Raw genomic sequence first — 26,875 nt, forward strand, 5'->3', positions numbered from 1 at the left:
TCATTTGGACGGATATGTTAGGATGAGAGAGGGAATTAAGTGAGAGGAGGAACTTCCGTGATTGACAACATATTAGCTCGCGCTATCGCGGGGGAACGTTTAGGACTGGAGGATGGCTTGGCGCTGTTTGAAAGCGACCAGATTGAAAAAATCGGTCATGCCGCCAATCAGGTGATGGAGCGCCTGCATCCAGATCCAATCGCCACATTCGTTATCAGCCGCAACATCAACTATACGAATGTATGCGACACCTACTGCCGATTCTGTGCCTTTTATCGGGCGCCAGGCTCCGAGGAAGGCTATGTGCTGCCTGACGAGGTGATCCTGCAAAAGATTCAGGAAACGATCGATGTCGGCGGCACGGAGATTTTGATGCAAGGCGGGACCAACCCGGATTTGCCATTCGAGTATTATTTGAATCTCCTGCGCAAAATCAAAAAACATTATCCGCAAATCACGATGCATTCCTTCTCAACGGCAGAAGTTGCGAAAATGTCGCAAGTTTCCGGGTTGCCGATTGAAGAGGTGCTCAAACAGCTGAAAGAAGCGGGACTCGATTCGTTGCCGGGCGCCGGCGGCGAAATCCTCGACGACCGGACGCGACGCAAGATTTCTCGCCTAAAAGGCTCCTGGCAAGAATGGGTCGATATCCAAAAAGCGGCGCATCGTGCAGGATTGCCAGGCAGTGCAACGATGGTCATCGGTTTTGGCGAGGAGATGGAGGAGCGCGTGCTGTCCTTGCTGCGTATCCGTGAGGCACAGGATGAGACAGGCGGCTTCCCAGCGTTCATCACATGGACGTTCCAGCCGGACAATACCAACATGAAGGCCGTTAACAACACACCGGAAGAATATTTGAAAACGCTGGCGATTTCCCGCCTGATGCTCGACAACATTCAGAACCTGCAAGCGTCCTGGGTGACCATGGGGCCTGAGATCGGCAAGCTTTCCTTGTCCTACGGCGCGAACGATTTCGGCCAAACCATGATGGAAGAAAACGTCGTATCCGCAGCAAGCTGCTCCTATAAAATGAACACGAACATGATTTTGCAGCTGATTCGCGAATGCGGCAAAATCCCTGCACAACGCAATACCAAATACGATATTCTTCGCGTGTTCAAAGAAGGCGAACAGGCGGAAGTCGATTTTTCAATGCAAAATTAATTCGTGTAAAACGTCCTTTCCTGATGCTATTTATAGATGGCGTCGGCAAGGGCGTTTTTTTACATGCCGCTTGGAAAAGAAAGGGTGATCGTACCGGCATCTGCTGCCGATACAGTAATGAGGACGTTTTGAAGGAGGAGAAGAAGGGTGAAAGCAATCAAAATGACGTTTCTTGCCATTCTGCTCGTGGCACTCGGGTTTACCCAAATCGGATTTGCGCAAACGAGTGCGGCAGGCGAAGATGGCACAGGGCAGCAACAAGAGGTAGGAACCCCGGTAACCGGCATCTCGTTGTCCAAAAGCGGACTTACGCTAAATGTTGGAGATGTCGGCTCCCTGACAGCCACCATTACGCCGGCCGATGCGGTGAATCAAGCGGTAAAATGGGCATCCACCGACGAGTCGATCGCTAGTGTCGTAACATCCGATCAATCGGACAATCTGACCGTTTCCGTGAAAGCCAAGGCTGCAGGTGAGGCATTTATCACCGCTACCACTGTCGACGGGGCGTACACGGCCATAAGCGTCGTAAAAGTTACTAGCCCGGCGGAAAAAAGATTGGACAAGCTAAGCCTAAACGAGAAAAGCATGACGCTGCTCGCAGGGGATAGCAAACAGCTGAAGCTGACGGCAGAATACAAAGACCGCTCAAAAGAAGATGTGACGGCAAAAGCGGAATGGGTCGCAATTCCGAAAGCGGTTGTGGAAGTAAACAACGGCCAAGTGACGGCAAAAGGCCAGGGACAAGCCTGGATCATCGCGAGCTATGGTGGTGAATTCGTCAAGCTGGAAGTGAAAGTGGTCGCTGAGCGCGAACTGAAAAAACTCGTCGCGAAGCAAGACCGCGTCAAACTGGCAGTCGGCGAAACCAAAGCTGTGCAGCTGACCGCCACCTACACGGACGGAACGACAGAGGATGTCACCGCCAAAGCGGACTGGAAAAGCTCTGACGACACGCGCCTCCAGGTGAAAGCCGGTCAACTGACGGCAATCGCGGCAGGCAACCCCCTCGCGCTCGCCAGCTACGGCGGTCAAACCGCGTTCATTCGCGTAGAAATCAAAGCAGAGGCAGAAAAACAGCTGTCCAAAATCGAAATCCGTGACGAAAGCGGAAAGCGCAAGACAAAAGTAGAGCTCAAATCAGGCCAAACCGCGACGATCAAAGTCGTCGCCATCTATAATGACAAAACGGAAACCGACATCACCCAAGATGCGACATACACCAACAGCAAAAAAACAATCGCTGATTTCGCCAACGCCACCATCACAGCGAAAGAAAAAGGTGTAACGACAATCACCGCAAGTTACAGCGGCAAACGCGCACAAGTAACAGTTCAAGTAAAAAAATAACAAACAAAAAGAAATCCCATAAAATGTGGGATTTCTTTTTGTTTTATCCCCCAAAATTCATATGAATGAGGGGGATTCCCAGCAGCGAAGGGATTTTGACAAGAAAGTGGAACAAAAACTTTGACAATGCCAGCCAGGCTTGGGAGAAAAAATGAAAACGCCTTTGCGCCACATCTACGTCCTGAGATGCTTCCGCCGCGCAGCGTGTGGCATTTGGGGCGCAGTTTTCATTTTTTTCGTCCAAGCCGTTCACCTCGACCCCCTTGCGGGCTTTGTCATGTTTTTGTGGAACTTTCTTGTCAAAATCCCCGTCTAACCCCCAAAGCCTATACACAAGCGAAAGTCAGATGAATTTACCATCCACTCTGAAAGTATATCGCACCTACCCGTACATATACTGTAAGTACACGACGATTGGCGGTGATCAGTGTGCAAACGATATCAGTCTATCTGAACAAAGGCACCCCGGTTCTTCATGCGGCATTTCGTTCAAGCATCGTCTCGGTCAGTCAAAAAGTCTGTACGGACCCTGTCATGATTCATCATCGTGAACAGGAGCTGGGGCAGCTGGAACGGTTCACGTTCTCGGCATGGAGCAGCGGCGAGTATACGCTGGCAACCCGGGATGTTGTGCGCTCGTTCGTTGCGATCGTTATCTCCGAATGGGTTGTGCGCGCGGTGGAGCCGGAATTGACGGATTATCTGCTCAAACGCGAATGCGCTCTCCGACAAATCGAATCCACAGAAGACATCCGCCCGTTTCTGCAGGTGGATCATGCGGACGTGCAAAGGGCCAAAATTTATAAAAAGGTGTACGAGTACCTTGATCAAGAGGACAGCCTTAATCTTGGCGGCTTTATCCGTTTCCGTTTAAAAGAGTATGTACAGGTGCTGAAAGAAGCAACGATCTCGGCGATTGACGAATTTTTGGAAGAAAAGCAGTACAAAGAATTCGTCGCCCTGCTGCGTCACTTCATCTCCATTCAGGAAGCGCAGTGCGAGGTTATACATGTTGTCGCCAGCGAAAACCAAGAGTTTTTGCTGTATGACCATAATGAACAGCCCGTCATCCTGCCGCAGCTCGATCATCTACGTTTGTCTGGAGAAGGGCATGACCGTGATGAGGATTTTTTGATCAGCGCGCTAATGACGCTAGCTCCGAAACGGATTGTCCTGCATTCGCTCGATGATCAGCAAATGCTGATGCAGACGTTAGTTAGTTTGTACGGAGAGCGAATTTCGCAATGCTCCGCCTGCGCTCATTGCCTGCGCTTGACGATCAACAACCCTTTCACATATAATAGATGAATAAGAATTCAACAAACATGCTATGAAAAGGACATGGACGTTAGTTGGACGCTCCAGAGAAGCGGGCCTTTGGCTGTGAGCCCGCCGCGAAAGAGTAACGATCTACCCCCTTTGAGCAGCAGTCGGGAACCGGTCTTTTTAGACCGTCAAGTATCGGCTGCCGGATCCACGGCCGTTATCCGTTTTAGAGGGATTGGTTTGCGAGACGTCCGCAATCAATCTGAACTAGGGTGGTACCACGAGAACAAAGCGCTCGTCCCTTTTGGGATTGAGGGCTTTTTTTATTTTACTTTTGAAAGGGAGTTATGAAAGTGGCACACGTACAAGTGACTTTTCCAGATGGCGCCGTTCGCGAGTTTTCGGCTGGCGTAACAATCGAAGACATCGCGGGTTCCATCAGCACAAGCCTAAAGAAAAAAGCGATTGCCGGCAAACTGAATGGCAAAGTGGTTGATCTGTATACAGAGGTAAATGAAGACGCAGCGATTGAGATCGTGACGCTCGATTCGGAAGACGGCCTGGAAGTATATCGCCACAGCACGGCGCATCTTTTGGCGCAAGCGATTAAACGTATTTACGGCAAAGAAGTTCGCCTCGGGATCGGTCCGGTGATCCAAGACGGTTTCTACTATGACATGGACCTGCCTGTCCAGCTGTCCCCGGAAGATCTGCCGAAAATCGAAGCGGAAATGGAAAAAATCATCAAGGAAGATTTGCCGATTCGCCGCAAAGAAGTATCCCGCGAGGAAGCGCTGGCTACCTTCCAAGAGCTGAACGATCACCTCAAGCTGGAACTGATCCGCGACTTGCCAGAGGGTTCCGTCATCACAATTTATGAGCAAGGCGAATTTTTCGACTTGTGCCGCGGACCACACTTGCCGTCTACTGGTGTCATCAAATCGTTCAAGCTGATGAGCGTAGCAGGCGCATACTGGCGCGGGAATTCGGATAACCAAGTGCTGCAGCGCGTATACGGCACCGCTTGGCCGAAAAAAGCAGACCTTGATGAATACCTCCATTTTATCGAAGAAGCGAAAAAACGCGACCACCGCAAACTGGGTAAAGAGCTGGAGCTTTACATGTTCTCCGAGGAAGCGCCAGGCATGCCATTCTACTTGCCAAACGGCTTCACAGTTCGCAATGAGCTGGAGCAATTCTCCCGCCGCTTGCAGCAGCTGGCGAGCTACACTGAGGTGCGCACACCGTTCATGATGAACGAACGTTTGTGGCAGCAATCCGGTCACTGGGATCACTACCATGAGAACATGTACTTCTCCGAGGTAGAGAATGCTAAATTCGCTCTCAAACCGATGAACTGCCCAGGCCATATGATGATTTACAAAAACAAAAACCATTCCTACCGCGATCTGCCGATCCGTTATTCGGAGTTTGGCCAAGTGCATCGCCATGAGTATTCCGGTGCGCTCAACGGGATGATCCGTGTGCGTACGTTCTGTCAGGATGATGCTCACGTATTTGCTCGCCCTGACCAGATCAAGAGCGAAATCAAAGGAATGATCAAGCTGATCGACACCATTTACAACGTGTTCGGCTTCCAATATACGGTGGCACTTTCCACTCGTCCGGAAGACTCGATGGGCTCCGACGAGCTGTGGGAAATCGCGGAAGGCTCCTTGCGTGAAGTATTGGAGGAGCTGGAAATGCCGTATGAAATCAAGGACAAGGATGGCGCTTTCTACGGTCCGAAGATCGACTTCCAAATCACAGACTCGCTGAAACGCCGCCACCAATGCGGAACCATTCAGCTTGACTTCCAAATGCCAGAGAAATTCGACCTGACTTATGTTGGTGCAGATAACGAGAAGCACCGTCCGGTTGTTTTGCACCGTGCGATGTACGGCTCGATGGAGCGTTTCCTCGGTATTTTGGTTGAGCACTACGCAGGTGCGTTCCCGGTATGGCTCGCTCCGACACAGGTGCGTTTGATGACCATCAATGAAGTGCACGTGCCGTATGCGGAAAAAGTGAAAGAACAGCTTATCCTCGCAGGTGTACGAGTTGAGTTGGATGCACGCAATGAAAAAATCGGCTACAAAATCCGCGAAGCGCAAGTTTCCAAAATCCCGTACATGCTGGTCATCGGGGAAAAAGAAGCAGCGGACGGCACTTTGTCCGTGCGCAAACGCGGCGTAGGCGACGAGGGCGCATTCACGACAGAAGACTTCATTGCGAAAATCTCCCAAGAGATTGCAAGCCGTAAGTAGTCCTTGACATTGGGACTGGACACGAGTAATATAGAAAAAGTGAATGAACACATCATATTTCGAGAACAAGAAGAAGCGCCCAGCTTCTCACCTGACTAGACGTCCTTTCGGATTGTTTACGGGTATCTCTCTACTAAGAATTCGATTCGTTTGTTATTCTTGCTAGGTGAGTTGTGTGCGGGCGCCCCGGCGTCCGCACATTTTATTTTTGTCTCGAAAGATGACGGAGGTGGCAAGTATTAGCAAGGATCAAATGTTGGTCAACGAAGCGATTCGTGCTCGTGAAGTTCGATTGATTGGAGCAGACGGAGCTCAGCTTGGGGTTGTAAACATTCGGGAAGCATTGCGCATCGCGCAAGAAGCGGAGTTGGATCTCGTAAACGTAGCGCCAACTGCGAAACCGCCCGTTTGTCGGATTATGGACTACGGTAAGTTCAAGTACGAGCAAGCCAAGAAAGAAAAAGAAGCACGTCGGAATCAAAAAATTATTGAGCTGAAGGAAGTTCGCTTCTCTTCTAACATTGAAGAGCACGATTTCCAAACGAAGCTTCGCAACGTCCGCAAATTTATTGAGGACGAAGACAAGGTGAAATGCACGATCCGTTTCCGCGGCCGTGAAATCACTCACTCTGAAATTGGTCAACAGGTTCTTGAACGTGTCGCGACTCTATGCGAGGATATCGCAGCGGTTGAGCGTAAGCCAAAGATCGAAGGTCGCAGCATGATCATGATTCTTACACCAAAAGCAGAGAAGTAACACTGACTCAAGACAGGAGGATGTCATTATGCCTAAAATGAAAACCCATAAAGGCGCTGCGAAGCGTTTCAAAAAGACTGGTACAGGTCAACTGAAACGTGACCGTGCTTTCGGAAGCCATTTGTTCGCTAACAAAACGACAAAAGCGAAGCGCCATCTGCGCAAAGCTGCTCTCGTTTCCAAAGGTGACCAAAAACGCATTGAGCAAATGCTTACATACCTGTAAGCTACTCAGGCAGGTTAAGTTTTTGCATTGCAAAAATCCATTCTACGCAGCATGCGCTCCCTAAGTGTCCTTGTGACCGCCATGCTCGAATTATCAGGAGGAATTCAGTATGCCAAGAGTAAAAGGTGGCATTGTAACGCGCCGTCGTCATAAGAAAATTTTAAAGCTGGCTAAAGGCTATTTCGGTTCTAAACACCGTTTATTTAAATCTGCAAACGCTCAGGTAATGAAATCCCTGATGTATGCATACCGTGACCGCCGTCAGAAAAAACGCGATTTCCGCAAACTGTGGATCACTCGTATCAACGCTCAAGCTCGCTTCAACGGTCTGTCCTACAGCCGTCTGATGCATGGCCTGAAAGTTGCTGGCGTTGAAGTAAACCGCAAAATGCTCGCTGACCTCGCAGTCAACGACAAACCAGCTTTCAACGAGCTGGCAGCACTGGCTAAAGGTAAAGTGAACGCGTAATAACGGTTCATTCCAAAAAGCACTCGCAATCTTGCGGGTGCTTTTTTTCTTTGCGTGGAAAGAGTAAGATAGGGGGAGACTGGCCTTTTTTCCAGTAACGTGCAGAAGGGACGATAAAAATGGAAACGATTGCAAAAACGGGCTATATCCTTTCGTTCGCAGCCGACGCGACGCCGGTGACGACCGTCGAATCGGGCAGCGACATTGTCGTAGAGACGTACGACTGCTTTAAAAATGTACTGCAAACCCCGTCAAAAGGGGTATATGCCAAATATGACGAGCTGAATCCGGCAACAGGGCCGATCGCGGTGGCGGGGGCAGAGCCGGGAGACACGATTAAAGTGACGGTGAAAAAGTTTGAGCTCGACCCAGTCGGAACGTTTTATGTGACGCCGACTGATTTTTTGAAAAATTGCGCGACCGAACCGGAAGTGAAGCGGATCAAAGTTGAGGAGGGGCGTGTCCACCTGGATGAAAAGCGCTCATTTCCGGTCAAGCCGATGATCGGCGTAATTGGGGTGTCACCTTCAGAAGGGGCGGTTTCCACGGTGCGACCAGGAACTCATGGCGGCAATCTGGACTGCAAGGAAATTACGGAAGGCTCAAGAGTCTACCTTCCTGTCGGTGTCGCCGGAGGGAATCTGGCGCTTGGCGATTTCCATGCGCTGATGGGCGATGGCGAGCTGGCAGCATGCGGTGTGGAGATCGGCGGCCGTGTACAACTGCACGTCGAGCTGATCAAGGGTGTCAGTGTACAAACGCCCGTTGTAGAGGACGAGCAGGCGTTTTACGTGCTGTCAAGCGCAAAGGGGCTAGATGAGGCGTGTGAAAATGCGGTCGCGGCTTCGGTCGCTTTCCTGCAGCCGCGTATGCCGGATGTGCCTGCAAACGACATCGTGATGATGGTCGGCCTTTTGGCAGACATGCGCGTATCGCAAATGGTGAATCCGCTACGTACAGCGAAAGTCGTACTGCCGAAAACAGCGTTTCCGGTTACCTTCTAGCTGAAAAATTGCCAATATTCGTGACCATGCGTATTGACAAATCAGTCTGGGCTCGGTAATATGGGAACAACCAATTAAACTGAATAGCACTCTTCTTATCAAGAGAGGCGGAGGGACTGGCCCGATGATGCCCGGCAACCAATTGTTCATTTTCCATGAACAATAAGGTGCCAATTCCTGCAGAGCATATCATGTGCTCTGAGAGATGAGGAGGATTTGCTTACCGTCCGTGTATCCAAAACCTTCTTTCGTCTCGAAAGAAGGTTTTTTTATTGTGTAAATAGAGCCATAACAGATGAACGGTCCAACAGGAGGAGAGAGAAAACATGCATATTGAAACACAGCTGGCACAGATTGGAACAGGAAAAGACAAAGTGGCGGGAGCGGTCAATTTCCCGATTTATCCGGCGACAGCATACCGTCATCCGGCTCCGGGGGAAAGCACAGGGTTTGACTACACACGCACGGCTAACCCGACGCGTTCGGTGCTCGAAGAAGCGATCACTGTGATCGAAAAAGGCGACGGTGGATTCGCTTGTGCATCCGGGATGGCAGCGATCCAAACGATCATGGGTCTTTTTGCACAAGGTGACCACCTGATCGTATCGCTCGATTTGTACGGCGGTACATACCGGCTGTTCGAGCAGGTGCTGAGCCGTTATGGCCTGACCTTCTCGTATGTGGATTTGCGAGAGCCGCAATTGGCTGAAGAAGCGATTTTGCCCAATACGAAAGCAATTTTGGTGGAGACGCCGACCAACCCGCTGATGCAGATCACCGATATAAGCGCAATCGTCGAGATCGCGAAGCGGCACAGCTTGCTCACCATCGTTGACAACACGTTCATGACGCCTTACTATCAGCGTCCACTGGAGTTGGGAGCAGATCTAGTATTCCACAGCGCTACAAAATATCTCGGCGGCCACAACGATGTGCTCGCAGGACTAATCGTCACAAAAGGGCAAGAGCTGACTGAAAAAATCCGTTTTCTGCACAACTCGATCGGAGCGGTACTTGGACCGCAAGACAGCTGGCTGTTGATCCGCGGGATGAAGACGCTGGCGATACGCATGGAACGTCACCAGGAGAATGCCTTGAAAATTGCGCATTTTCTCAAAACACACCCACAAGTAACAGAAGTATTTTATCCAGGATTGGATGAGCACCACAATTATGAGGCGCAGGTCAAACAAGCATCCGGTTTTAGCGGCATGGTATCATTCCGAGTTCGCCACGCTAGCCAGGTGCCGGGCTTCCTCAGCAACCTGCAAGTGATTTCGTTTGCGGAAAGCCTGGGCGGTGTCGAATCGCTCTGCACCTATCCTGCTACACAAACACATGCCGATATCCCGGTTGAAGTGCGCGAAAAAGTAGGCGTATGCGATCGCCTGCTCCGCTTGTCAGTCGGAATCGAAAACGCAAACGATTTAATCGCAGACCTCGATGCGGCGCTGAACGCGTCATGTAAATCCGAAGGGAGAGAGTCGTAATGGAATTTGCAACCCGATTGCTGCATGGCACAAGCGGAATTGATTCGGTTACCGGAGCATCCAGCATTCCGATTTTCCAAGCGTCTACGTTCCACCAGTTCGATATCGATAAGCCCGGGACGTTTGACTATGCACGTTCCGGCAATCCGACCCGTCAAGCATTGGAGGAGGCGATCGCACATCTGGAAGGCGGCGCGCGCGGATTTGCGTTCTCGTCCGGCATGGCGGCGATCTCCAGCGTATTCCTGCTCTTTTCCGCTGGTGACCATCTGGTTGTATCGGAAGACGTGTACGGCGGGACGTTCCGCATCCTGACGAAGGTGCTTACCCGTTTCGGCATCGAGGCCACCTTCGTGGATACGACAAAGCCCGAGCTGGTGGAAGCGGCGATCAAGCCGACGACTAAAGGGATATACTTGGAGACGCCGTCCAACCCGACGCTGAAAGTAACGGATCTGCGAACAGTTTGCGCAATTGCCAAAAAACACGGATTGCTGTCCATCGTCGATAATACGTTTTTGACGCCATATTACCAGCGTCCATTGGAGCTGGGAGCCGATATCGTGATCCACAGCGCCACCAAGTTCATCGGCGGCCACAGCGACGTGGTTGCAGGTCTGGCAGTGACTCACGATGAGGAGCTGGGCAGTCAGCTGTATACAATCCAAAACGGCTTCGGCGCGGTGCTCGGTGCGCAAGACTGTTGGCTCGTCATGCGTGGTCTCAAAACACTGAAGACACGACTCGATGCAAGCACGGCGTCAGCGGGCAAGCTGGCGGAATGGCTTACTGCACAGCCAGGTGTGGAGCATGTTTACTATACGGGCTTGGCCTCGCATCCCGAGCACTTTTTGCAGCAGCGCCAAGCGAGTGGCCACGGAGCGGTTTTGTCGTTCCGCCTCGCCGGACGCCCGCAGGTGAAGGCGTTCTTCGATGCCGTCAAGCTGCCGCTTGTAGCCGTGAGTCTAGGAGCAGTCGAAAGCATTTTGTCCTATCCTGCGATGATGTCGCATGCGTCCATGCCGGTAGAAGAGCGCGCGGCGCGGGGCATTACCGACGGCTTGATCCGCCTGTCCGTCGGTCTGGAGGATATCGAGGACCTCAAAGTGGATTTGGCCCAGGCGCTCGCTGCAGCAGCCAAGGTCCAGCAAATCACGGCAAGCGCGGTTTAGAGGAAGGTCGGCTTTGCCCAGGAAACGTGAAAATTTGCCATGCCCGTTGCCGGAGATGCTAGCAGCGGGCTTTTTTCTCTGATTCTGTGATTCGGAAGTCCAGATAAAAAAAGCTTGGCAAAACCAAGATTTGTCATGTGATAATGGAGAGGATGTACAGGCAATCGAAACGGTGAAAAAGGGGAATCCTCTATGTTGCTCGACCAAAAACGTTCAGCATTGCTCGTAGAGAAAGCGCTTTCAGAAGGGATGAGGCTCGGCATTTTCATTTCGGTCGCGGTGGTGGACGAAGCGGCCCACCTGCTCGCATTTTCACGCCACAAAGAAGCGGAGATCGTCAGTATTACGCTTGCCCAGGACAAAGCGTACACGGCGCTCGTCAACCGAATGTCGACGGCGCAGCTCGGGAAAATGTGTGAGCCTGGCGCAGAGCTGTATGGCTTGCAGCATAATCTCGGCGGCAGGATGGTCATATTCGGAGGAGGAGTCCCGATTCGGGACGGACACAACCGTTTGATCGGCGCCATCGGTGTGAGCGGCGGAACGGTGGAGGAAGACATCCGCTGTGCCGAAGCGGCGATTCAGAGCTTGCTGGAATCGCTTTGAGGGGGTTTGAATTCTGAATCATCGGCCAACTTCTCCTACATTGACTTCCCAGAAAAGAAAGGTGTATGGTGAACGGGACAACGTATGGAGGGGGAACGAGCATGGAACTGCGTGTAACGCCGGCGGCGATCGCTTGGTTTGAAGAAGAATGGGGCTTGGAAAAAGGCAAGCACGTGCGATTTTTTGCCCGTTATGGTGGGAGCAGCACGGTGCAGGACGGCTTTTCACTGGGCGTCGCCGTCGAAGAGCCGCGTGATGTCGCACTAGAAGCAGAAGTCAACGGCATCTTGTTCTACGTCGAAAAGGACGATATCTGGTATTTGAATGAAAAGAACATGACCGTTGATTTTGATGCCAAGAAAAACGAAATTATATATGACTTTTCCTAGAAAAAAAGCAGGGCTCGCGAAGGAGGCTTAGCGTGAAATTTATCGATAATCAGGGGATTACCGACCCGCGTATCAATCTAGCTATTGAAGAATATGCATTGAAACAGCTTCCGAACGACGACGATTACCTGCTGTTTTACATAAACGAGCCGTCCATCATCATCGGCAAAAATCAGAACACCATCGAAGAAATTAACGCCGATTACGTCAGCGAGAACAACATTCACGTCGTGCGCCGTCTTTCTGGCGGTGGAGCGGTATACCACGACCTCGGCAACCTGAACTTCAGCTTCATCACCAATGACGATGGCGAATCATTCCACAATTTCAGCAAATTCACCAAGCCGGTGATCGAAGCGCTGAAGCAAATGGGTGTAAATGCAGAGCTGAGCGGACGCAACGACATTCAGGTCGGTGAACGTAAAATTTCTGGAAACGCACAGTATGCATCGAAAGGACGAATGTTCAGCCATGGCACGCTTCTGTTCGATTCGCAGATCGAGAGCGTCGTCTCGGCATTAAAGGTCAATGCTGAGAAAATCCAGTCGAAAGGTATCAAATCGATCCGCAGCCGCGTCGCTAACATCACTGAATTCCTCACCGAGCGGATCACGATCGAGGAATTCCGCCAGCGCGTGCTTGCTTCGATTTTCAGCGGAGGCGATGTGGAGGAGTACAAGCTGACCGAGCAAGACTGGACCAGCATTCACGAGCTGTCACGCGAACGCTACCAAAACTGGGACTGGAACTACGGGAAATCGCCGAAAAGCAATTTCCGCCAAACCAAGCGCTTTGACGCAGGCACGATCGAGGTGCAGCTTGTTATTGAAAAAGGCAGGATCGCCCAGGCAAAAATTTATGGCGATTTCTTTGGCGTTGCGGATGTCGCAGAAATCGAAGCGCAGCTGACCGGCGTTCCTTATGAGAAGGAAGCCGTCAGCCAAGTGTTTGCGGGCATTGAGCTAGGCAAGTATTTTGGCAAGATGGATGCAGAAACGCTGCTGCCGTTATTTTTCTAACACGTAAGGCAAGAACACCTCGAGTAAAGTGGGCGGGCAACAATCAGGATTGGGGGCGAAACATGAAAGTCAAACGAATCGTCAGCAATATCCAAGCGCACGACCCGCAGGCAGCCAAACGTTTTTATCAGGATGTGCTCGGGCTCGACTTACTGATGGATCACGGATGGATCGCGACTTACGGCAGTGCGGAAGAAATGAGCATCCAGATCAGCTTCGCCACCGAGGGCGGCTCCCATACGCCTGTGCCGGAACTCTCGATTGAGGTGGACGATGTTGATGCTGCTCACGAACGCATGCGGGAGGCGGGATTTGCGATCGAATACGGACCGGCAGATGAACCGTGGGGCGTTCGGCGGTTTTATGTTCGCGACCCGTTCGGCAAGCTTGTCAACATTCTTGCACATCGCTAAAACCACAGGCAGACCACACAAAAAAGAAAAGCGCAGTCGGATTGTTTGCGATCCGCTTGCGCTTTTCATCTATTTGTTGACCTTACCGCGTTTCCAAAATGTAGCCTTTTCCTTTTTCCACGTACTTCTTCTCCACGACCGAAATCTCCTTGATCGCGGGCGGAGTCAACAGCTGCCTGCGAAACTGGCTTTCTGCATAGGAGAAGGCCTTCTCATCCGATTCTGCCAAGACAATGGCGGCGAATGATTCGTTCTCTACCGTGACAATTTCGACCTTGTATAAAAACATCCGAATCCCTCCTATGCCATGCAGCGTTTTGTTTGCTTACACCGTTTCCAAAATTCGTTCGAGCTGAGCCTGTACCGCTTCATGCCCGACGCGGCGAACGAAGGAGTGGAATTTCTCTTCCTGTGCCGAGCGGTTTTCTTTATAGTACTCGATCAAGGCACCGATGACAGGTGCAACGCGGTCTCCGAGCACACGCCCTTTCAGACGCTTGTTGAAGCTGGCATCAGGGCCGAGGCTGCCGCCGACATGGATATCGAACGCATCCTGCATCCCTTGATCCGTTTTGACCAATGCGCCTTGCAGACCGATGTCGGCGATTTGCTGCTGACCGCACGAGTTCGGGCAACCGTTCACATGCAGGCGAATCGGCGTGTCGATCTCCACGTTTTCGTCCAGCCAGGTTGCGATGGAAACCATCCGCGCTTTTGTCTCGACGATCGCCAGGTTGCAGTATTCATTTCCTGTGCAGGATACCGCGTAGCCGATGAAGGTGCGCGGGAATGGAGTCAAACGCGCAAGCAGCGGTTCAGCCAACAGCGCCTGCACATGCTCGTCCGGCACGTTTGGAATGATCAAGTTTTGCGAGTTACAGGCTCGAACGATTCCGGAACCGTATTTGTCAGCCAAATCGGCGACGTTTTCGAATTCGTCGGCCGTCAGTCGGCCAACGGGCAAGAGCAATCCTACATAGTTGAGCCCCTCTTGCTTTTGTTTATGCACGCCGGTGAAGTAGCCTGCATTCCAGCCGACGGTGCGGTCGGTTCCGCGTTCTGGCATCGGTCCGATCAGCTCGATCAGCTTCTCCTGGAATTTTTCCGGGCCCCAGTCAGCGACGAGGAATTTGAGACGCGCATGGTTCCGTTTTTCACGGTAGCCGTAGTCACGGAAAATGCGGGTGACGCCATCCGCCACTTTTTTAACTTCATGCTGCTGGATGAAAATGTCGAGCTGCTTGGCCAAAAACGGCTTTGCCGACAATCCTCCGCCAACCCATACGTGGAAGCCAAGCACTTCCACGCCATCGACCACTTTGGAGGCAGGCGTAAAAGCGATGTCGTTGATTTCAGCGTGACCTGTATTGTAAATGTTGGACGAAATCGACATTTTGTATTTGCGCGGCAAATTGGAGAACTCGCGGTTGAGCAGGAAGTAGTTTTCCAGCTCATACACCAGATCTGTGGTATCGAACAGCTCATTGGGATCAATTCCTGCCAGCGGGTTGCCGACAATCGTCCGCGGCACGTCACCACAGGCTTCATAAGAGAACATGCCGACTTTTTCCAGACGGGAAAAGATGTCCGGCAAGCTTTGCGTTGTCAGCCAGTGAAACTGGATCGCCTGACGTGTGGTTACGTCGATCACATCACGGCCGTAGACGCGGCTGATTTCAGCCAGCGTGCGGACTTGTCCGCTATTGAGAAAACCGGAAGGAATACGGACACGCATCATGAAAAATCCGTCGCCTTTCGGTTTTTGCTCATAAACGCCTGCCCATTTAAAAAATGTCAGGTCATCTTCAGTAAAGGCGTCATAGCCTTGATCAGCGATTTCTTTTATTTTTTCGATAATGTCCAAACCGTCCCGTTCAAGCTTCACCAGCTCCAGCTTGCTCAATTTGGATAAATCCGTTTCCCAGGGTCTAGTTACTGTCTCGCTCATCAATGAATCCCCCAATTTTATTCACACTATTTTTGTCGGAATACTTTGTATGAAGTATACGTGTCATTTTTTGTCGGGTCAACAATTTTTTCATTGCTATTATCAAATCTTTTAGTTGTTGACAGAATAATCTGGAACGGATAATATGGGATCAATGTAATTCCGATTGGAAAAGTATGAATAAAAAACATTGGGTAAACACGCACCCAGAAATTTGTTGCTTTCATAAGATGGAGAGCGAGTGCACAAGGAGGGAATGAAGCAGATGGGAAACAACCGCAGCTTGACTGAGGAGGAGATTACGCTTCAAGCGTATCGACTGGAGGGGCAAAGCGCCTCAGACGTAATTAAATGGGCAACAGACCAATTTGGACTGGACATCGTCCTCGCATCCAGCTTCGGCGCCGAGGACGTCGTGCTGATTGATTTGCTGCACAAGGTGGCGCCTTCTACCCCGATCTTCTATTTGGACACGAACAAACACTTTGAAGAGACGTATCAAACAAGAGACCGCCTGGCCGAGCGCTACGGTGTTGACTTCATTCAAGTACTGCCTGTCCTTACATTGGAGGAGCAAGCGCAGCAGCATGGCGACGAGCTGTGGAAGGCCGATCCGAATCTTTGCTGTAACATCCGCAAGGTAGAGCCGCTGACCCGCGTGCTTGGCCAGTTCCAGGCCTGGTTTACCGGGATACGCCGCGATCAGGCTCCTACCCGCGCGAATTCGAAAAAAATCGAGTGGGATAGCAAGTTCAACCTGGTCAAATTCAATCCGCTGGCAGACTGGACATCGGAGGATGTCTGGAAGTACATCCGCGAAAATGACGTTCCTTATAACCCGCTGCATGACAACCACTATCCAAGCATCGGCTGTGATGTCTGCACCCGCCAGGTTATGCCGGGTGAAGATCCGCGAGCAGGACGATGGGCAGGATTCCAGAAAACAGAGTGCGGCTTGCACAAATAGAGGAGGAACATCACCATGCCACAACCTACATCACTCCCGCACGGCGGCGTGCTTATCAATCGACTGGCTGATGCAGCGGCAACTGGCGAACAACTTAATTCTCTTCCGGTTATCACTGTTGACAGCTGGGCGATTTCTGATATCGACTGCATTGGGATCGGGGCGTTTTCCCCGCTTACCGGCTTTTTGAATGAAGCCGATTACCAAAGCGTCGTGGAGTCGATGCGACTTGCCAATGGAACGATCTGGTCGATTCCGATCACTTTGGCCGTTGATGAATCCTATCAGACTTTGTCAATAGGACAGCAAGTGCTGCTGCGCGGGGAGGATGGCGTCGATTACGCAATCCTGACGATTGAAAGCAAATACGTGCCTGACAAACAAAAGGAAGCCGTACAAGTTTATCGTACGGATGATTTGGAGCACCCTGGCGTCCGCAAGCTGTTTGAGCGTCCATCGCTTTATTTGGGCGGTCCGATCACGGTTTTGACGCGTCCCGAGCGCGCTCAATTCGGGGAATACTATTTCACGCCGGAAGAGACGCGTGCGATCTTTGCCGAAAAAGGCTGGCGCACGGTTGTCGGCTTCCAGACGCGCAACCCGGTCCACCGCGCACATGAGTACATCCAAAAAGTGGCGATGGAGACGGTTGACGGGCTGTTCCTCAATCCGCTCGTCGGCGAAACCAAATCCGATGATGTGCCGGCGGTTGTCCGGATGGAGAGCTATACTGCGCTTTTGCAAAACTACTATCCGGAAAACCGCGTCTTCCTCGGTGCCTTCCCTGCGGCCATGCGCTATGCAGGTCCGCGCGAGGCCGTCCACCATGCGATCGTGCGCAAAAACTACGGCTGCACGCATTTTATCGTCGGACGCGACCATGCGGGTGTGGGCAACTACTACGGAACGTATGACGCCCAGCACATTTTTGCTCAATTTTCACCGGAAGAAATCGGCATTTCGCTGATGTTCTTCGAGCACAGCTTCTACTGCACCGCGTGCTCCTCGATGGCAACGACCAAAACATGCCCGCACGACAAATCGGCACACCTGACCTTGTCAGGCACCAAAGTGCGTGAGCTGCTGCGCAGCGGCCAGGTACCGCCGCCGGAATTTTCACGTCCGGAAGTCGCAGCGATCCTGATCAAAGGGATGAGAGAAACAACCAACGTGTAAAAAAAGTGAAGCGAGCGCTGCTGAGCGCCCGCTTTTTTTTGCGGGTAGATGTATCCGCTTACATCGAAAAAGCCCAAGGGATACCTCTGTTTGACTGATCATTCGTTCGGTGAAAAGTTCAGGTAAAAATATTTTGATTCGTTGACACTCAGAAAACCCCTAGCTATAATCAGTTTAACAATTTATTTTCAGACAACAATAAACAATTTCAAAAATTGTTGAATTGGAACTACACAGGAAATCGTGATCATTCGATCAATTCCGAGATCCTAATATCATAACAAGCATTGAAGAGGATAACTCTTATTTTGTGTCCTTCACAGAGAGCCCGAGATGATGAGAAACGGGTAGGACACAGTAGGATGGCTCACCTCTGAGCTGCCGACTGAACGCTGCTACTGCAGTTAGTAGGTATAGGCCGACTGACCATCGTTAAATGGTCGCAGTCCAAGAGACTGCACAAGGTCGAGATTCCGTGAGGGCTCGACAAAATTGGGTGGTACCGCGAAACCTTTTCGCCCCAAGCAGACATATTACAAGTGTCGGGGAGAAAGGGTTTTTCTTATTTTTTCAGATAGGAATTAATGGAGGATGGAGGAGAGAACATGAGCGTAGAAGCGGCTGAATTAACCAAAAAGAAACAAATGCCCGAGATGACGTTTGGCGAAGAAGTAACGGGTGCGGAAGCATTGCTGCGTTGCTTGATTTTGGAGCAGGTTGAATACGTGTTTGGATACCCCGGAGGAGCTGTTCTGCCGATTTACGATTCACTGTACAGCAGCTATCTGGATCATGTCCTGACCCGTCACGAGCAAGGCGCAATCCATGCGGCAGACGGCTATGCACGGGCAACGGGCAAGCCGGGCGTCGTGATGGCGACCTCCGGACCGGGAGCGACGAATCTGGTAACGGGGATCGCTACAGCGCAAATGGATTCCATTCCGCTGGTCTGCATCACCGGAAACGTGGCGCAGAGCCTGATTGGAACGGATGCTTTCCAGGAAGCGAATATCACAGGGATCACGCTGCCGATCACCAAGCATAACTACTTTGTCCGCGATGTTCGCGATCTACCGCGCGTCGTAAAAGAGGCCTTCTACATCGCTTCGACCGGCCGTCCAGGTCCGGTGCTCATCGATATTCCAAAAGATGTAGCCAATGCAAAAGCTCCATTCTATTATCCGGAAACGATTGAGGTAAGAGGCTACAAGCCGACACTCACGCCGAGCGATGAGGATGTGCAAGAGTTCATCGCAGCGATCCAAACGGCGAAGCGTCCGGTCATTCTCGCAGGGGGCGGAATTCTCGCAGCCAGCGCACATGAAGAATTGCTGGCATTTGCAGAAAAATCACGCATTCCCGTCATCAACACCTTCATGGGTCTCGGAGGCTTCCCTGGCACACATGAGCTGGCACTGAACATGCCGGGTATGCACGGTAGCTACACTGCAAACCAAGCGCTGCTCAATGCAGACTGTATCATTGGGCTCGGAGCTCGATTCGATGACCGGATCACGATGGGCCGGACGAAGGAATTCGGACCAAATGCACGCATCGTGCACGTCGATATCGACCCGGCTGAGCTTGGCAAAAACGTCGAAACGGCTGTCACAGTTGCGGGCGACGTGAAAAGCACATTGATCAAAGCGATCCCGCTGATTGCAGCTTGCGACACAGCAGCATGGCTCGATCAGCTGAAAACGTGGCAGACAGAACAGCCGTACCGCTATCATGCGGAAGAAAACGTGCTGAAGCCGCAGCAAGTCATCGAAATGATTTATGAAACAACAAATGGTGAAGCAATTGTTTCCACTGACGTTGGTCAGCACCAAATGTGGGTGGGACAATTCTATAAATTCAAAAACCCGCGTTCCCTGATCTCCTCTGGCGGTTTGGGCACGATGGGATTTGGCTTCCCGGCAGCGGTCGGTGCGCAGTTCGCTCACCCGAATCGCACGGTCGTCTCAGTCTCCGGCGACGGTGGCTTCCAGATGACCAACCAGGAGCTGGCGATCGTCGCACAATACAAATTGCCGATCAAGATCGTCATCATCAACAACCAATGCCTCGGCATGGTGCGCCAGTGGCAGGAAATCTTCTATGAGAACCGCTACAGCGAAATCGATCTGACTTGCAGCCCTGACTTTGTCAAGCTGGCAGAAGCTTACGGCGTTCGTGGCATGCGTGCCAGCACACCGGAAGAAGCTAAGAAGGTTTGGGAAGAGGCACTCGCCTACAATGGTCCGGTTGTCATCGACTTCCGCGTAGCGAATGGTGAGAATGTACTGCCGATGGTAGCTACCGGCGACACACTTGACCAAATGATGTTACTGGAGGACAAATAGATGCAACGTCATACGATCGCAGTTCTCGTAAACGACCAGCCGGGAGTTTTGACACGCGTTGCCAACCTGTTTGGGCAAAGAGGCTTCAATATCGACAGCATCACGGTAGGCGCTACCGAAGAAAAAGGCCTCTCTCGCATGATCATCTCCACTGGCGGCAGCGACCAGGAAATCAATCAATTAATGAAGCAACTGATCAAATTGATCGACTGCCTGTCCGTCACCAACCTGAGTGAAAACCAGATGGTATCCCGCGAACTCGCCTTGATAAAGGTGAATGCGGCACCGAACCAGCTGGTCGAGCTAAACGGCATCGTTGAGCCTTTCCGCGCAACGATCGTCGATATCGGACCATCGTCCTTGATCGTTCAGGTCACAGGCGATTCTGAAAAAATCGACGCGCTCGTCACCTTGCTCGAACCTTACGGCATTGCCGAACTAACCAGAACAGGATCACTTGCCATGGCGCGCAGCATCGTTGCCGTGCCAGCTAGTGTGGAATAATATCCCAATCCTAATCAAACCAAAATTTATTGAACTAATTGGAGGAAATCAAAATGGTTAAAATGTATTACGATGCAGACGTGAACAAATCCTTTATCCAAGGTAAAACGGTAGCAATCATCGGTTACGGAAGCCAAGGCCACGCACAAGCACAAAACCTGCGCGATTCCGGCGTAAACGTAGTCATCGGTCTGCGTAAAGGTAAATCGTGGGAACAAGCTGAAATGGACGGCTTCAAAGTATTCACTGTAGATGAAGCAACCAAACAAGCAGATATCGTGCAAATCCTGCTCCCAGACGAAACACAAGCGAAAGTATACTATGCTGAGATCGAGAAAAACCTGAAACCAGGTGCAACACTCTCCTTCTCCCATGGCTTCAACGTTCACTTTGCACAAATCGTTCCTCCAGCTGACGTGGATGTTATCTTGGCTGCTCCAAAAAGCCCAGGTCACCTCGTTCGCCGCGTTTACGCAGAAGGCTTCGGTGTTCCAGGCTTGATCGCTGTTCACCAAGACGCTACTGGCAATGCAAAAGACATCGCGCTCGCTTATGCATGCGGCATCGGTTGCACTCGTGCGGGTGTTCTGGAAACTTCCTTCCGTGAAGAAACCGAAACAGACCTGTTCGGTGAGCAAGCAGTATTGTGCGGTGGCGCAAGCGAACTGGTTAAAGCTGGTTTCGACACGTTGGTAGAAGCGGGTTATGCTCCTGAAATGGCATACTTCGAGTGCTTGCATGAACTGAAGCTGATCGTTGACCTGATGTATGAAGGTGGCTTGGCTCGTATGCGCTACTCCATCTCCGACACAGCTGAGTTCGGTGACTACAGCATCGGTAAACGCATCATCACCGATGAAACTCGCAAAGAAATGAAAAAAGTATTGTCTGAAATCCAAGATGGTACATTCGCTCGCAATTGGATCTTGGAAAACCAATCCAACCGCGCAGCATTCAGCGCACGTCGCCGCATCGAATCCGAGCATGGCATCGAGCAAGTTGGTGCAAAACTGCGCGGCATGATGCAATGGATCAACAAATAAGCTAGCACAGCACGAAAAAATAGAGAGTAGTCGTCGGATTTTCGACGGAGGAGGAAAGCAAATGCGGACAATCGAGATTTTTGATACGACCCTGCGCGATGGCGAACAATCTCCAGGCGTAAACTTGAATACCCAGGAGAAGGTGGAGATTGCGTTACAGCTCGAGCGATTGGGCGTAACGAGAATTGAGGCTGGTTTTGCTGCAGCTTCACCGGGGGATCTTCGGTCGGTGGCAGAGGTGGCACGCCGTGTAAAGCACGCCACCGTCGTCAGTCTCGCACGATCTACCCAAAACGATATTGACAAAGCGTATGAAGCATTGAAGGACGCGAAGGATGCTTGCCTGCACGTTTTCCTGGCAACATCCCCGATCCATCGCGAATACAAGCTGCGTATGACCAAAGAGCAAGTGATCGAAAACGCGGTTGCCGCAGTGAAGCACGGGAAAAAATACTTCAGCCAAATCGAGTTTTCGGCGGAGGATGCATCCCGTACGGAAATCGAGTTTTTGGCTGAAGTAGCTAAAGCGGTTATCGATGCAGGCGCTACCATTTTCAACATTCCAGATACCGTAGGCTACACAACACCTAAGGAATACGGAAACATTTTCCGCGAAATGCTTGTACGCGTTCCTGGCGCAGAAAAAATCAAGCTGAGCTGCCACTGCCACGATGACCTTGGCATGGCGGTTGCCAACAGTCTGGCGGCAATCGAAGGCGGTGCAACGCAGGTAGAAGGAACGATCAACGGGATCGGTGAACGCGCCGGTAACGTGGCGTTGGAAGAAGTGGCTCTCGCACTCGATACGCGCAAAGACATTTACCAAGCGACAACTGCGCTGAACCTGCAAGAAATCGCCCGCACCAGCAAGCTGGTCAGCCGTCTTACCGGTATGATCATCCCTGGCAACAAGGCGGTCGTTGGGGCCAATGCGTTTGCGCACGAGTCCGGCATTCACCAAGACGGCGTCTTGAAGCATGCATCCACCTACGAAATTATCCAGGCGGAAAAAGTTGGCTTCAAGTCGAAACAGCTGGTCATGGGTAAACACTCCGGCCGCGCTGCGTTCAAAGATAAGTTGAACGAACTGGGCTATACATTGGAGCAAGCGGAAATCGACAAAGCGTTCGTCGCTTTCAAAGAGCTGTGCGACAAGAAGAAAGAGGTCAGCGATGAAGATATCCTCGCCCTGATCGATGCCAAGCTCGTCACCGAATCCGAGAACGAAACGTTCAAGCTGGAGACTGTGCAGCTTGCATACGGTAACACGACCGTTCCGACAGCAAGCGTGCGCCTGATCAAAAACGATGGCACTACGATTGACGAAGCAGCAATCGGCAACGGTTCTGTCGACTCGATCTACAAAGCGATCGATCGCGCTACCGGAGAAGAAGTTGAATTGGTGGATTACCGCATCGCTTCCGTCACACACGGCCAGGATGCGCTGGGTGAAGTATTCGTTCGTCTGCAGCAAGGTGATATCATCGTGCAAGGACGCGGCGTCAGCACCGACGTTTTGGAAGCAAGCGCGTTTGCGTACATCCGAGCCATCAACAAAATCATTGAAAAACGCGGCGAGAAGCTTGTCGTCAGCGCGCAATAAACGAAAAGCAAACGTTCAAGTCGTGCGAATCGAATCGCACGACTTGAAATCTATTTTCGCAGCAGAAGCAAAATAATATTAGATAGAAAAGCGGGATGAAGATGACAAAACAATATAACATCGCATGCCTGCCAGGGGATGGCATCGGACCGGAGATCGTCGCAGAAGCGGTCAAGGTACTGGAGCTTGTGGCAGAGCAAACTGGAGTAACATTCAATTTCAGCTATGGTCGCATCGGTGGAATCGCGATCGACGAAGACGGAACTCCATTGCCGGATGAAACCTTGCGCATCGCCAAAGCGGCGGACGCAGTGCTGCTCGGCGCGGTTGGCGGTCCGAAATGGGACCAGAACCCAGGACATCTCCGTCCAGAAACGGGCTTGCTCGGCATTCGCAAAGGGCTCGGCCTATTCGCTAACCTGCGTCCTGCAACTATGACAGACAGCCTGCTTGAAGCGTCCACGCTGAAGCCAGAAGTTGTTGCTGGCGTCGATCTGATCGTGGTTCGCGAGTTGACCGGTGGCATTTATTTCGGTCAGAAGAAGCGTTTCACAGACGAAAACGGCAGAGATACCGCTGTCGATGAATTGATTTACAATGAAGATGAAATTGAGCGAATTATCCGTGTATCCTTCGAAATCGCGCGCAAACGCAGCAAAAAGCTGTGCTCGGTGGACAAGGCAAACGTGCTCGAAAGCTCTCGCCTCTGGCGCAAAGTGGCTGAGCGCGTAGCAGCGGATTATCCAGATGTTGAGCTGACCCACCAGTTGGTTGACTCCTGCGCGATGCAATTGGTGCGCGCACCGAAGCAATTCGACGTGATCGTGACGGAGAACATGTTCGGGGATATTCTGAGCGACCAAGCGGCAATGCTCACCGGTTCCATCGGTATGCTCGCTTCCGCAAGCTTGGCGGAAGGCAGCTTCGGCCTGTTTGAGCCGGTACATGGCTCCGCGCCTGACATCGCAGGTAAAGGAATCGCCAACCCGCTCGCAACCATTCTGTCCGCAGCGATGCTGCTCCGTCTCTCCCTCGGCCTCGACGATGCGGCTGATAAGGTGGAGAAATCGGTGTGGGCTGTGCTAGACGCCGGTCACCGCACAGGCGACATCGGCGCAGACAAGTCCAAAGCGCTCGGTACGATCGCAATGGGCGAACTGGTTCGCGAAGAACTGAAAAAGCAATTCGCAGCGAAATAAGTTATGCATAAGCGAAAAGTCTGATCCGTGTGGTCAGACTTTTTTTGCATACGAATCCATGAAAGGGTGCTGACCAGTGGAAAAAGTAAATATTCAGGAGAAATTGTCATTATTCCAAGAGTACTGGAGCCCCAAAATAGCAGGGGAGTTAAATGATTCTTATGTGAAGCTGGTCAAGCTCAAGGGTGAGTTCGTTTGGCACCATCATGAGCATGAAGATGAGATGTTCCTTGTCGTGAAAGGGACGCTGCGAATCAAATTTCGGGACAAAGACGTCGTGCTGCAAGAGGGAGAGTTCCTCATTGTGCCAAAGGGCGTCGAGCATATGCCTGTAGCTGACGAAGAAGTTCATGTGCTTCTGCTTGAGCCGAAAACGACGCTCAATACGGGAAATACGGTGAACGAAAGAACGGTATCCGATCTGCAATCCATTTGAACGTGAAAATCAAGCGTCATGTGCAAATCATCATGAAAAAAGCAGCCGAATTACATAAAAAAGACCTGTCCCTCAAGCGAGGAGCAGGTCCTTTTTTCGCGTTATTCTCCTATTTGGAAGCCAGATCGCGTCTCCGGAACACAAACCACGATGAAACGAGCAAAATCAGCAAATAGGCAGCGATGATCGAAAGTGACGAGGCGATCCCCATACCTGGAACGGGAGGATTGCCCTCCGCATAGCCGGACAAATCAGCATGCAGAAACAAATAATACTTCAGCCATGTGTACCGCTCGACAAAGAAGCTAAGCGGGCCGCCACTTACACTCAACACGAGTGTAATCACGATTGCTGCCGAGTTGTTGCCAAGCAAAATGGACAGTGCATAGGCAATGGTAAGTAAAATGAAAGTTTCGATGAAACGGAAGCCGGCGTTGGCAAGCACGGGGACAATCGGGCTCGTGAGCGCGATTTCGCCTGTTTTTCCTACCGAGACGATGGGCTGTCCCATCTGGGCAAACCCGTACGTAAACATCGAGGTGAGAAAGGATACTACGAGCAGCAGGACGTACATGCCGGCCGCCGTCAGAACCAGCGTCAAAAACTTGGACATATATATTTTGGTCCGCGTCGGCGGGCGGGTGAGCAGCAGCTTGATCGTGCCCCATTCGAATTCCTTGGTAAGAATCCCGCTGGCGAAAACGACCATAAACAGGCCGATTACGCTAGAAAGAAACAGCGAGTTGTCCAAGCCACGCCAGATGTTGACAGGATTCGGATCGATGTCGTGGGCGAGCGCATATTCCTGTGCCTTTATCTCGTTTGCCAGCTCAGTCCGTCGTTCGGGTGTGAGAGCGGAGGAGGAGGCGAGCTGCGTTTTCATGTCTTGAATCTGACTTTGCACAGTCTGGTGCCAATCAGCTCTCGAGTTGAGTGCATCATCCAGCCTTTGGACGGCGATGTTCGTTCCGACCGTCAGCACGACGAAAATGACAAGGGAGATCAGCACACCCCTGCGGAAAAACAGCTTCATGAATTCGTTCGAGATCAGCTTGATCATGAGTGAGCCACCCCTTTTGTTACCTCCAGGTAGATGGCTTCAAGCGATTGCTGTTCGGCATGTACCTCGAAAATGTTGATTCCTTTGGCTGCCAGACGTGCGACCAGCGCAGGGATATGATCCCTTCCGAGTGTCAGCGTAAAGCCATCCAGCTTCCATTGTGGCGCCATCTCCGGCAGTTCATCGCGGAACAGCTGCTGGACTTGCTCAAGCGGTTCGACGGTGAAATGGACCACACGCTGCTGCGACTCGTCTGTATCCGTGGCATGCACGCTCGCGACATCGACCAATCGGCCGTGCTGCATGATGGCGACGCGGTCGCAAATCAACTGCATTTCGGCGAGCTGGTGACTGGAGATCAGCACAGCAACGTCCTGCTCCTTAGCTAGCATCCGCAAATACGTGCGCAGCTCATGAATCCCTTTCGGATCGAGGCCGTTTGTCGGCTCGTCAAGTATCAGCACGCTCGGCTTGTGCAGGAGTGCCTGTGCCAATCCCAGCCGCTGCCGCATTCCTAAGGAATACGTGCCGACTTTGTCATGAATGCGCTCGCTCAGCTGGACCTGCTCGACAATCGCATAAATGTCGCGGGCCGGCACGCCGCCAGGCATCATGTTGGCATAGTGGAGCAAGTTATGGTAACCGCTCAAAAAGGGATACAAGTCCGGATTTTCAATAATCGCTCCGACGTGTGAGATGGCCTGTGAATAGGACTGCTTGATGCTGTGTCCCTCGATCAATACATCGCCTTCCGTCAAACCGGACAGGCCGACCATCATGCGCATGGTTGTCGTTTTCCCAGCTCCGTTTGGGCCGAGCAAGCCAAGCACCTCCCCTTTGTTCACGGTCAAGGAGACGTTGTCAACAATTCGTTTTCCGTTGATGATTTTGGTTACATGACGCAATTCCATTGCGTATCCATTTGACATGAAACTACCTCCGAAACTCTCTCTTTTTCCGGCTATGCTTAGACGCATACAGCCTTCCTTTCCAAAAAAACGC

Annotated in this window: 27 protein-coding genes, 1 riboswitch and 1 other annotated feature; of the genes, 22 read left to right on the forward strand and 5 right to left on the reverse strand. The window is 51.6% G+C overall.

Annotated elements, in window-relative coordinates; translation table 11 throughout:
* Window positions 1–57: 57 nt before the first annotated feature.
* Together mqnC and EDM56_RS07270 are read left to right on the forward strand one after the other, a co-directional pair.
* A complete protein-coding gene (gene mqnC / locus EDM56_RS07265; RefSeq protein ID WP_122917235.1) occupies window positions 58–1,164 on the forward strand; it encodes a cyclic dehypoxanthinyl futalosine synthase in 1,107 nt (368 codons plus the stop codon).
* Between the two features lie 147 nt (window positions 1,165–1,311).
* Complete coding sequence (locus EDM56_RS07270; RefSeq protein WP_122917236.1) at window positions 1,312–2,514, forward strand: Ig-like domain-containing protein; 1,203 nt, start codon at window positions 1,312–1,314, stop codon at window positions 2,512–2,514.
* A 43-nt stretch (window positions 2,515–2,557) separates the two neighbouring features.
* Here EDM56_RS07270 and EDM56_RS07275 read toward each other — a convergent pair whose 3' ends face one another.
* The gene (locus EDM56_RS07275) at window positions 2,558–2,758 is read right to left on the reverse strand and encodes a hypothetical protein (protein WP_148040365.1); all 201 of its coding nucleotides are present in this window, start codon (window positions 2,756–2,758) and stop codon (window positions 2,558–2,560) included.
* 185 nt (window positions 2,759–2,943) lie between these two features.
* Here EDM56_RS07275 and ytxC point away from each other — a divergent pair, with 185 nt between their 5' ends.
* The 12 genes from ytxC to EDM56_RS07335 all read left to right on the forward strand — a co-directional run bounded on the left by ytxC (window position 2,944) and on the right by EDM56_RS07335 (window position 13,592).
* Entirely contained in the window at window positions 2,944–3,822 is an 879-nt protein-coding gene (gene ytxC / locus EDM56_RS07280) for a putative sporulation protein YtxC (RefSeq protein ID WP_122917238.1), read from the forward strand.
* Window positions 3,823–3,835: 13 nt separating this feature from the next.
* Window positions 3,836–4,086: a binding site (T-box leader), on the forward strand.
* Window positions 4,087–4,127: 41 nt separating this feature from the next.
* Entirely contained in the window at window positions 4,128–6,047 is a 1,920-nt protein-coding gene (thrS, locus tag EDM56_RS07285) for a threonine--tRNA ligase (RefSeq protein ID WP_183192337.1), read from the forward strand.
* A 253-nt stretch (window positions 6,048–6,300) separates the two neighbouring features.
* The gene (gene infC, locus EDM56_RS07290; protein WP_183192368.1) at window positions 6,301–6,804 is read left to right on the forward strand and encodes a translation initiation factor IF-3; all 504 of its coding nucleotides are present in this window, start codon (window positions 6,301–6,303) and stop codon (window positions 6,802–6,804) included.
* Between the two features lie 28 nt (window positions 6,805–6,832).
* Complete coding sequence (gene rpmI / locus EDM56_RS07295; RefSeq protein WP_122917240.1) at window positions 6,833–7,030, forward strand: 50S ribosomal protein L35; 198 nt, start codon at window positions 6,833–6,835, stop codon at window positions 7,028–7,030.
* Between the two features lie 109 nt (window positions 7,031–7,139).
* Window positions 7,140–7,499 carry a 50S ribosomal protein L20 gene (gene rplT, locus EDM56_RS07300; RefSeq protein ID WP_122917241.1) on the forward strand — a complete coding sequence of 120 codons (360 nt, stop codon included), beginning with the start codon at window positions 7,140–7,142 and terminating at the stop codon, window positions 7,497–7,499.
* Between the two features lie 119 nt (window positions 7,500–7,618).
* Window positions 7,619–8,503, forward strand: coding sequence for an acetamidase/formamidase family protein (locus tag EDM56_RS07305; protein ID WP_122917242.1), 885 nt, complete (start codon window positions 7,619–7,621; stop codon window positions 8,501–8,503).
* Between the two features lie 92 nt (window positions 8,504–8,595).
* A riboswitch (SAM riboswitch) is annotated at window positions 8,596–8,715 on the forward strand.
* Between the two features lie 114 nt (window positions 8,716–8,829).
* Window positions 8,830–9,993: an aminotransferase class I/II-fold pyridoxal phosphate-dependent enzyme gene (locus tag EDM56_RS07310; protein ID WP_122917243.1), complete on the forward strand. Its 1,164-nt coding sequence runs from the start codon at window positions 8,830–8,832 to the stop codon at window positions 9,991–9,993.
* Window positions 9,993–11,165 carry an aminotransferase class I/II-fold pyridoxal phosphate-dependent enzyme gene (locus EDM56_RS07315; RefSeq protein WP_122917244.1) on the forward strand — a complete coding sequence of 391 codons (1,173 nt, stop codon included), beginning with the start codon at window positions 9,993–9,995 and terminating at the stop codon, window positions 11,163–11,165. The genes EDM56_RS07310 and EDM56_RS07315 overlap by 1 nt, the downstream gene beginning before the upstream one ends.
* A gap of 192 nt (window positions 11,166–11,357) precedes the next feature.
* Entirely contained in the window at window positions 11,358–11,771 is a 414-nt protein-coding gene (locus tag EDM56_RS07320) for a GlcG/HbpS family heme-binding protein (RefSeq protein ID WP_122917245.1), read from the forward strand.
* Window positions 11,772–11,872: 101 nt separating this feature from the next.
* Entirely contained in the window at window positions 11,873–12,160 is a 288-nt protein-coding gene (locus tag EDM56_RS07325) for a HesB/YadR/YfhF family protein (protein ID WP_122917246.1), read from the forward strand.
* A gap of 32 nt (window positions 12,161–12,192) precedes the next feature.
* Window positions 12,193–13,179, forward strand: a complete 987-nt coding sequence (lplA, locus tag EDM56_RS07330) for a lipoate--protein ligase (RefSeq protein ID WP_122917247.1) — start codon at window positions 12,193–12,195, stop codon at window positions 13,177–13,179.
* 62 nt (window positions 13,180–13,241) lie between these two features.
* Window positions 13,242–13,592, forward strand: a complete 351-nt coding sequence (locus EDM56_RS07335; RefSeq protein ID WP_122917248.1) for a VOC family protein — start codon at window positions 13,242–13,244, stop codon at window positions 13,590–13,592.
* Window positions 13,593–13,674: 82 nt separating this feature from the next.
* On the opposite strand, the gene EDM56_RS07340 is transcribed toward EDM56_RS07335, so the two are convergent.
* Both EDM56_RS07340 and EDM56_RS07345 read right to left on the reverse strand, forming a co-directional pair.
* Entirely contained in the window at window positions 13,675–13,881 is a 207-nt protein-coding gene (locus EDM56_RS07340; RefSeq protein ID WP_122917249.1) for a DUF3906 family protein, read from the reverse strand.
* A gap of 36 nt (window positions 13,882–13,917) precedes the next feature.
* Window positions 13,918–15,540: a nitrite/sulfite reductase gene (locus tag EDM56_RS07345; RefSeq protein ID WP_122917250.1), complete on the reverse strand. Its 1,623-nt coding sequence runs from the start codon at window positions 15,538–15,540 to the stop codon at window positions 13,918–13,920.
* Window positions 15,541–15,805: 265 nt separating this feature from the next.
* Between EDM56_RS07345 and EDM56_RS07350 the strand changes: the two genes are divergently transcribed.
* From EDM56_RS07350 to EDM56_RS07385, 8 genes are all read left to right on the forward strand, one after another.
* Window positions 15,806–16,507, forward strand: coding sequence for a phosphoadenylyl-sulfate reductase (locus EDM56_RS07350; RefSeq protein WP_122917251.1), 702 nt, complete (start codon window positions 15,806–15,808; stop codon window positions 16,505–16,507).
* Window positions 16,508–16,522: 15 nt separating this feature from the next.
* Window positions 16,523–17,683, forward strand: a complete 1,161-nt coding sequence (gene sat / locus EDM56_RS07355) for a sulfate adenylyltransferase (RefSeq protein ID WP_122917252.1) — start codon at window positions 16,523–16,525, stop codon at window positions 17,681–17,683.
* Between the two features lie 605 nt (window positions 17,684–18,288).
* A complete protein-coding gene (gene ilvB / locus EDM56_RS07360; RefSeq protein ID WP_122917253.1) occupies window positions 18,289–20,028 on the forward strand; it encodes a biosynthetic-type acetolactate synthase large subunit in 1,740 nt (579 codons plus the stop codon).
* Window positions 20,029–20,532: an acetolactate synthase small subunit gene (ilvN, locus tag EDM56_RS07365; RefSeq protein ID WP_122917254.1), complete on the forward strand. Its 504-nt coding sequence runs from the start codon at window positions 20,029–20,031 to the stop codon at window positions 20,530–20,532.
* Between the two features lie 53 nt (window positions 20,533–20,585).
* Window positions 20,586–21,575, forward strand: coding sequence for a ketol-acid reductoisomerase (gene ilvC, locus EDM56_RS07370; RefSeq protein WP_122917255.1), 990 nt, complete (start codon window positions 20,586–20,588; stop codon window positions 21,573–21,575).
* A gap of 61 nt (window positions 21,576–21,636) precedes the next feature.
* Window positions 21,637–23,178, forward strand: coding sequence for a 2-isopropylmalate synthase (locus EDM56_RS07375; RefSeq protein ID WP_122917256.1), 1,542 nt, complete (start codon window positions 21,637–21,639; stop codon window positions 23,176–23,178).
* Between the two features lie 101 nt (window positions 23,179–23,279).
* Window positions 23,280–24,377 carry a 3-isopropylmalate dehydrogenase gene (leuB, locus tag EDM56_RS07380; protein ID WP_122917257.1) on the forward strand — a complete coding sequence of 366 codons (1,098 nt, stop codon included), beginning with the start codon at window positions 23,280–23,282 and terminating at the stop codon, window positions 24,375–24,377.
* 76 nt (window positions 24,378–24,453) lie between these two features.
* On the forward strand, window positions 24,454–24,813 hold the full coding sequence (locus tag EDM56_RS07385) for a cupin domain-containing protein (protein WP_122917258.1): 360 nt from the start codon (window positions 24,454–24,456) through the stop codon (window positions 24,811–24,813).
* Between the two features lie 109 nt (window positions 24,814–24,922).
* On the opposite strand, the gene EDM56_RS07390 is transcribed toward EDM56_RS07385, so the two are convergent.
* Both EDM56_RS07390 and EDM56_RS07395 read right to left on the reverse strand, forming a co-directional pair.
* A complete protein-coding gene (locus EDM56_RS07390) occupies window positions 24,923–25,873 on the reverse strand; it encodes an ABC transporter permease (RefSeq protein WP_122917259.1) in 951 nt (316 codons plus the stop codon).
* Window positions 25,870–26,802 carry an ABC transporter ATP-binding protein gene (locus EDM56_RS07395; RefSeq protein ID WP_246009300.1) on the reverse strand — a complete coding sequence of 311 codons (933 nt, stop codon included), beginning with the start codon at window positions 26,800–26,802 and terminating at the stop codon, window positions 25,870–25,872. The genes EDM56_RS07390 and EDM56_RS07395 overlap by 4 nt, the downstream gene beginning before the upstream one ends.
* Between the last annotated feature and the right edge of the window lie 73 nt (window positions 26,803–26,875).

The sequence above is a fragment of the Brevibacillus fluminis genome (assembly GCF_003710825.1).
Classification (GTDB): domain Bacteria; phylum Bacillota; class Bacilli; order Brevibacillales; family Brevibacillaceae; genus Brevibacillus_D; species Brevibacillus_D fluminis.

Excerpts from the sequence above, each read along its gene's own strand:
- EDM56_RS07305 (WP_122917242.1), top strand. The coding sequence starts at position 7,619 with ATGGAAACGATTGCAAAAACGGGCTATATCCTTTCGTTCGCAGCCGAC.
- EDM56_RS07325 (WP_122917246.1), top strand. The coding sequence starts at position 11,873 with ATGGAACTGCGTGTAACGCCGGCGGCGATCGCTTGGTTTGAAGAAGAA.
- ilvC (WP_122917255.1), top strand. The coding sequence starts at position 20,586 with ATGGTTAAAATGTATTACGATGCAGACGTGAACAAATCCTTTATCCAA.
- EDM56_RS07320 (WP_122917245.1), top strand. The coding sequence starts at position 11,358 with ATGTTGCTCGACCAAAAACGTTCAGCATTGCTCGTAGAGAAAGCGCTT.
- rplT (WP_122917241.1), top strand. The coding sequence starts at position 7,140 with ATGCCAAGAGTAAAAGGTGGCATTGTAACGCGCCGTCGTCATAAGAAA.
- sat (WP_122917252.1), top strand. The coding sequence starts at position 16,523 with ATGCCACAACCTACATCACTCCCGCACGGCGGCGTGCTTATCAATCGA.
- EDM56_RS07390 (WP_122917259.1), bottom strand. The coding sequence starts at position 25,873 with ATGATCAAGCTGATCTCGAACGAATTCATGAAGCTGTTTTTCCGCAGG.
- EDM56_RS07310 (WP_122917243.1), top strand. The coding sequence starts at position 8,830 with ATGCATATTGAAACACAGCTGGCACAGATTGGAACAGGAAAAGACAAA.
- ilvB (WP_122917253.1), top strand. The coding sequence starts at position 18,289 with ATGAGCGTAGAAGCGGCTGAATTAACCAAAAAGAAACAAATGCCCGAG.
- thrS (WP_183192337.1), top strand. The coding sequence starts at position 4,128 with ATGAAAGTGGCACACGTACAAGTGACTTTTCCAGATGGCGCCGTTCGC.
- rpmI (WP_122917240.1), top strand. The coding sequence starts at position 6,833 with ATGCCTAAAATGAAAACCCATAAAGGCGCTGCGAAGCGTTTCAAAAAG.
- EDM56_RS07375 (WP_122917256.1), top strand. The coding sequence starts at position 21,637 with ATGCGGACAATCGAGATTTTTGATACGACCCTGCGCGATGGCGAACAA.
- infC (WP_183192368.1), top strand. The coding sequence starts at position 6,301 with ATGTTGGTCAACGAAGCGATTCGTGCTCGTGAAGTTCGATTGATTGGA.
- EDM56_RS07340 (WP_122917249.1), bottom strand. The coding sequence starts at position 13,881 with ATGTTTTTATACAAGGTCGAAATTGTCACGGTAGAGAACGAATCATTC.
- EDM56_RS07350 (WP_122917251.1), top strand. The coding sequence starts at position 15,806 with ATGGGAAACAACCGCAGCTTGACTGAGGAGGAGATTACGCTTCAAGCG.
- EDM56_RS07335 (WP_122917248.1), top strand. The coding sequence starts at position 13,242 with ATGAAAGTCAAACGAATCGTCAGCAATATCCAAGCGCACGACCCGCAG.
- EDM56_RS07315 (WP_122917244.1), top strand. The coding sequence starts at position 9,993 with ATGGAATTTGCAACCCGATTGCTGCATGGCACAAGCGGAATTGATTCG.
- leuB (WP_122917257.1), top strand. The coding sequence starts at position 23,280 with ATGACAAAACAATATAACATCGCATGCCTGCCAGGGGATGGCATCGGA.
- EDM56_RS07345 (WP_122917250.1), bottom strand. The coding sequence starts at position 15,540 with ATGAGCGAGACAGTAACTAGACCCTGGGAAACGGATTTATCCAAATTG.
- EDM56_RS07395 (WP_246009300.1), bottom strand. The coding sequence starts at position 26,802 with ATGTCAAATGGATACGCAATGGAATTGCGTCATGTAACCAAAATCATC.
- ilvN (WP_122917254.1), top strand. The coding sequence starts at position 20,029 with ATGCAACGTCATACGATCGCAGTTCTCGTAAACGACCAGCCGGGAGTT.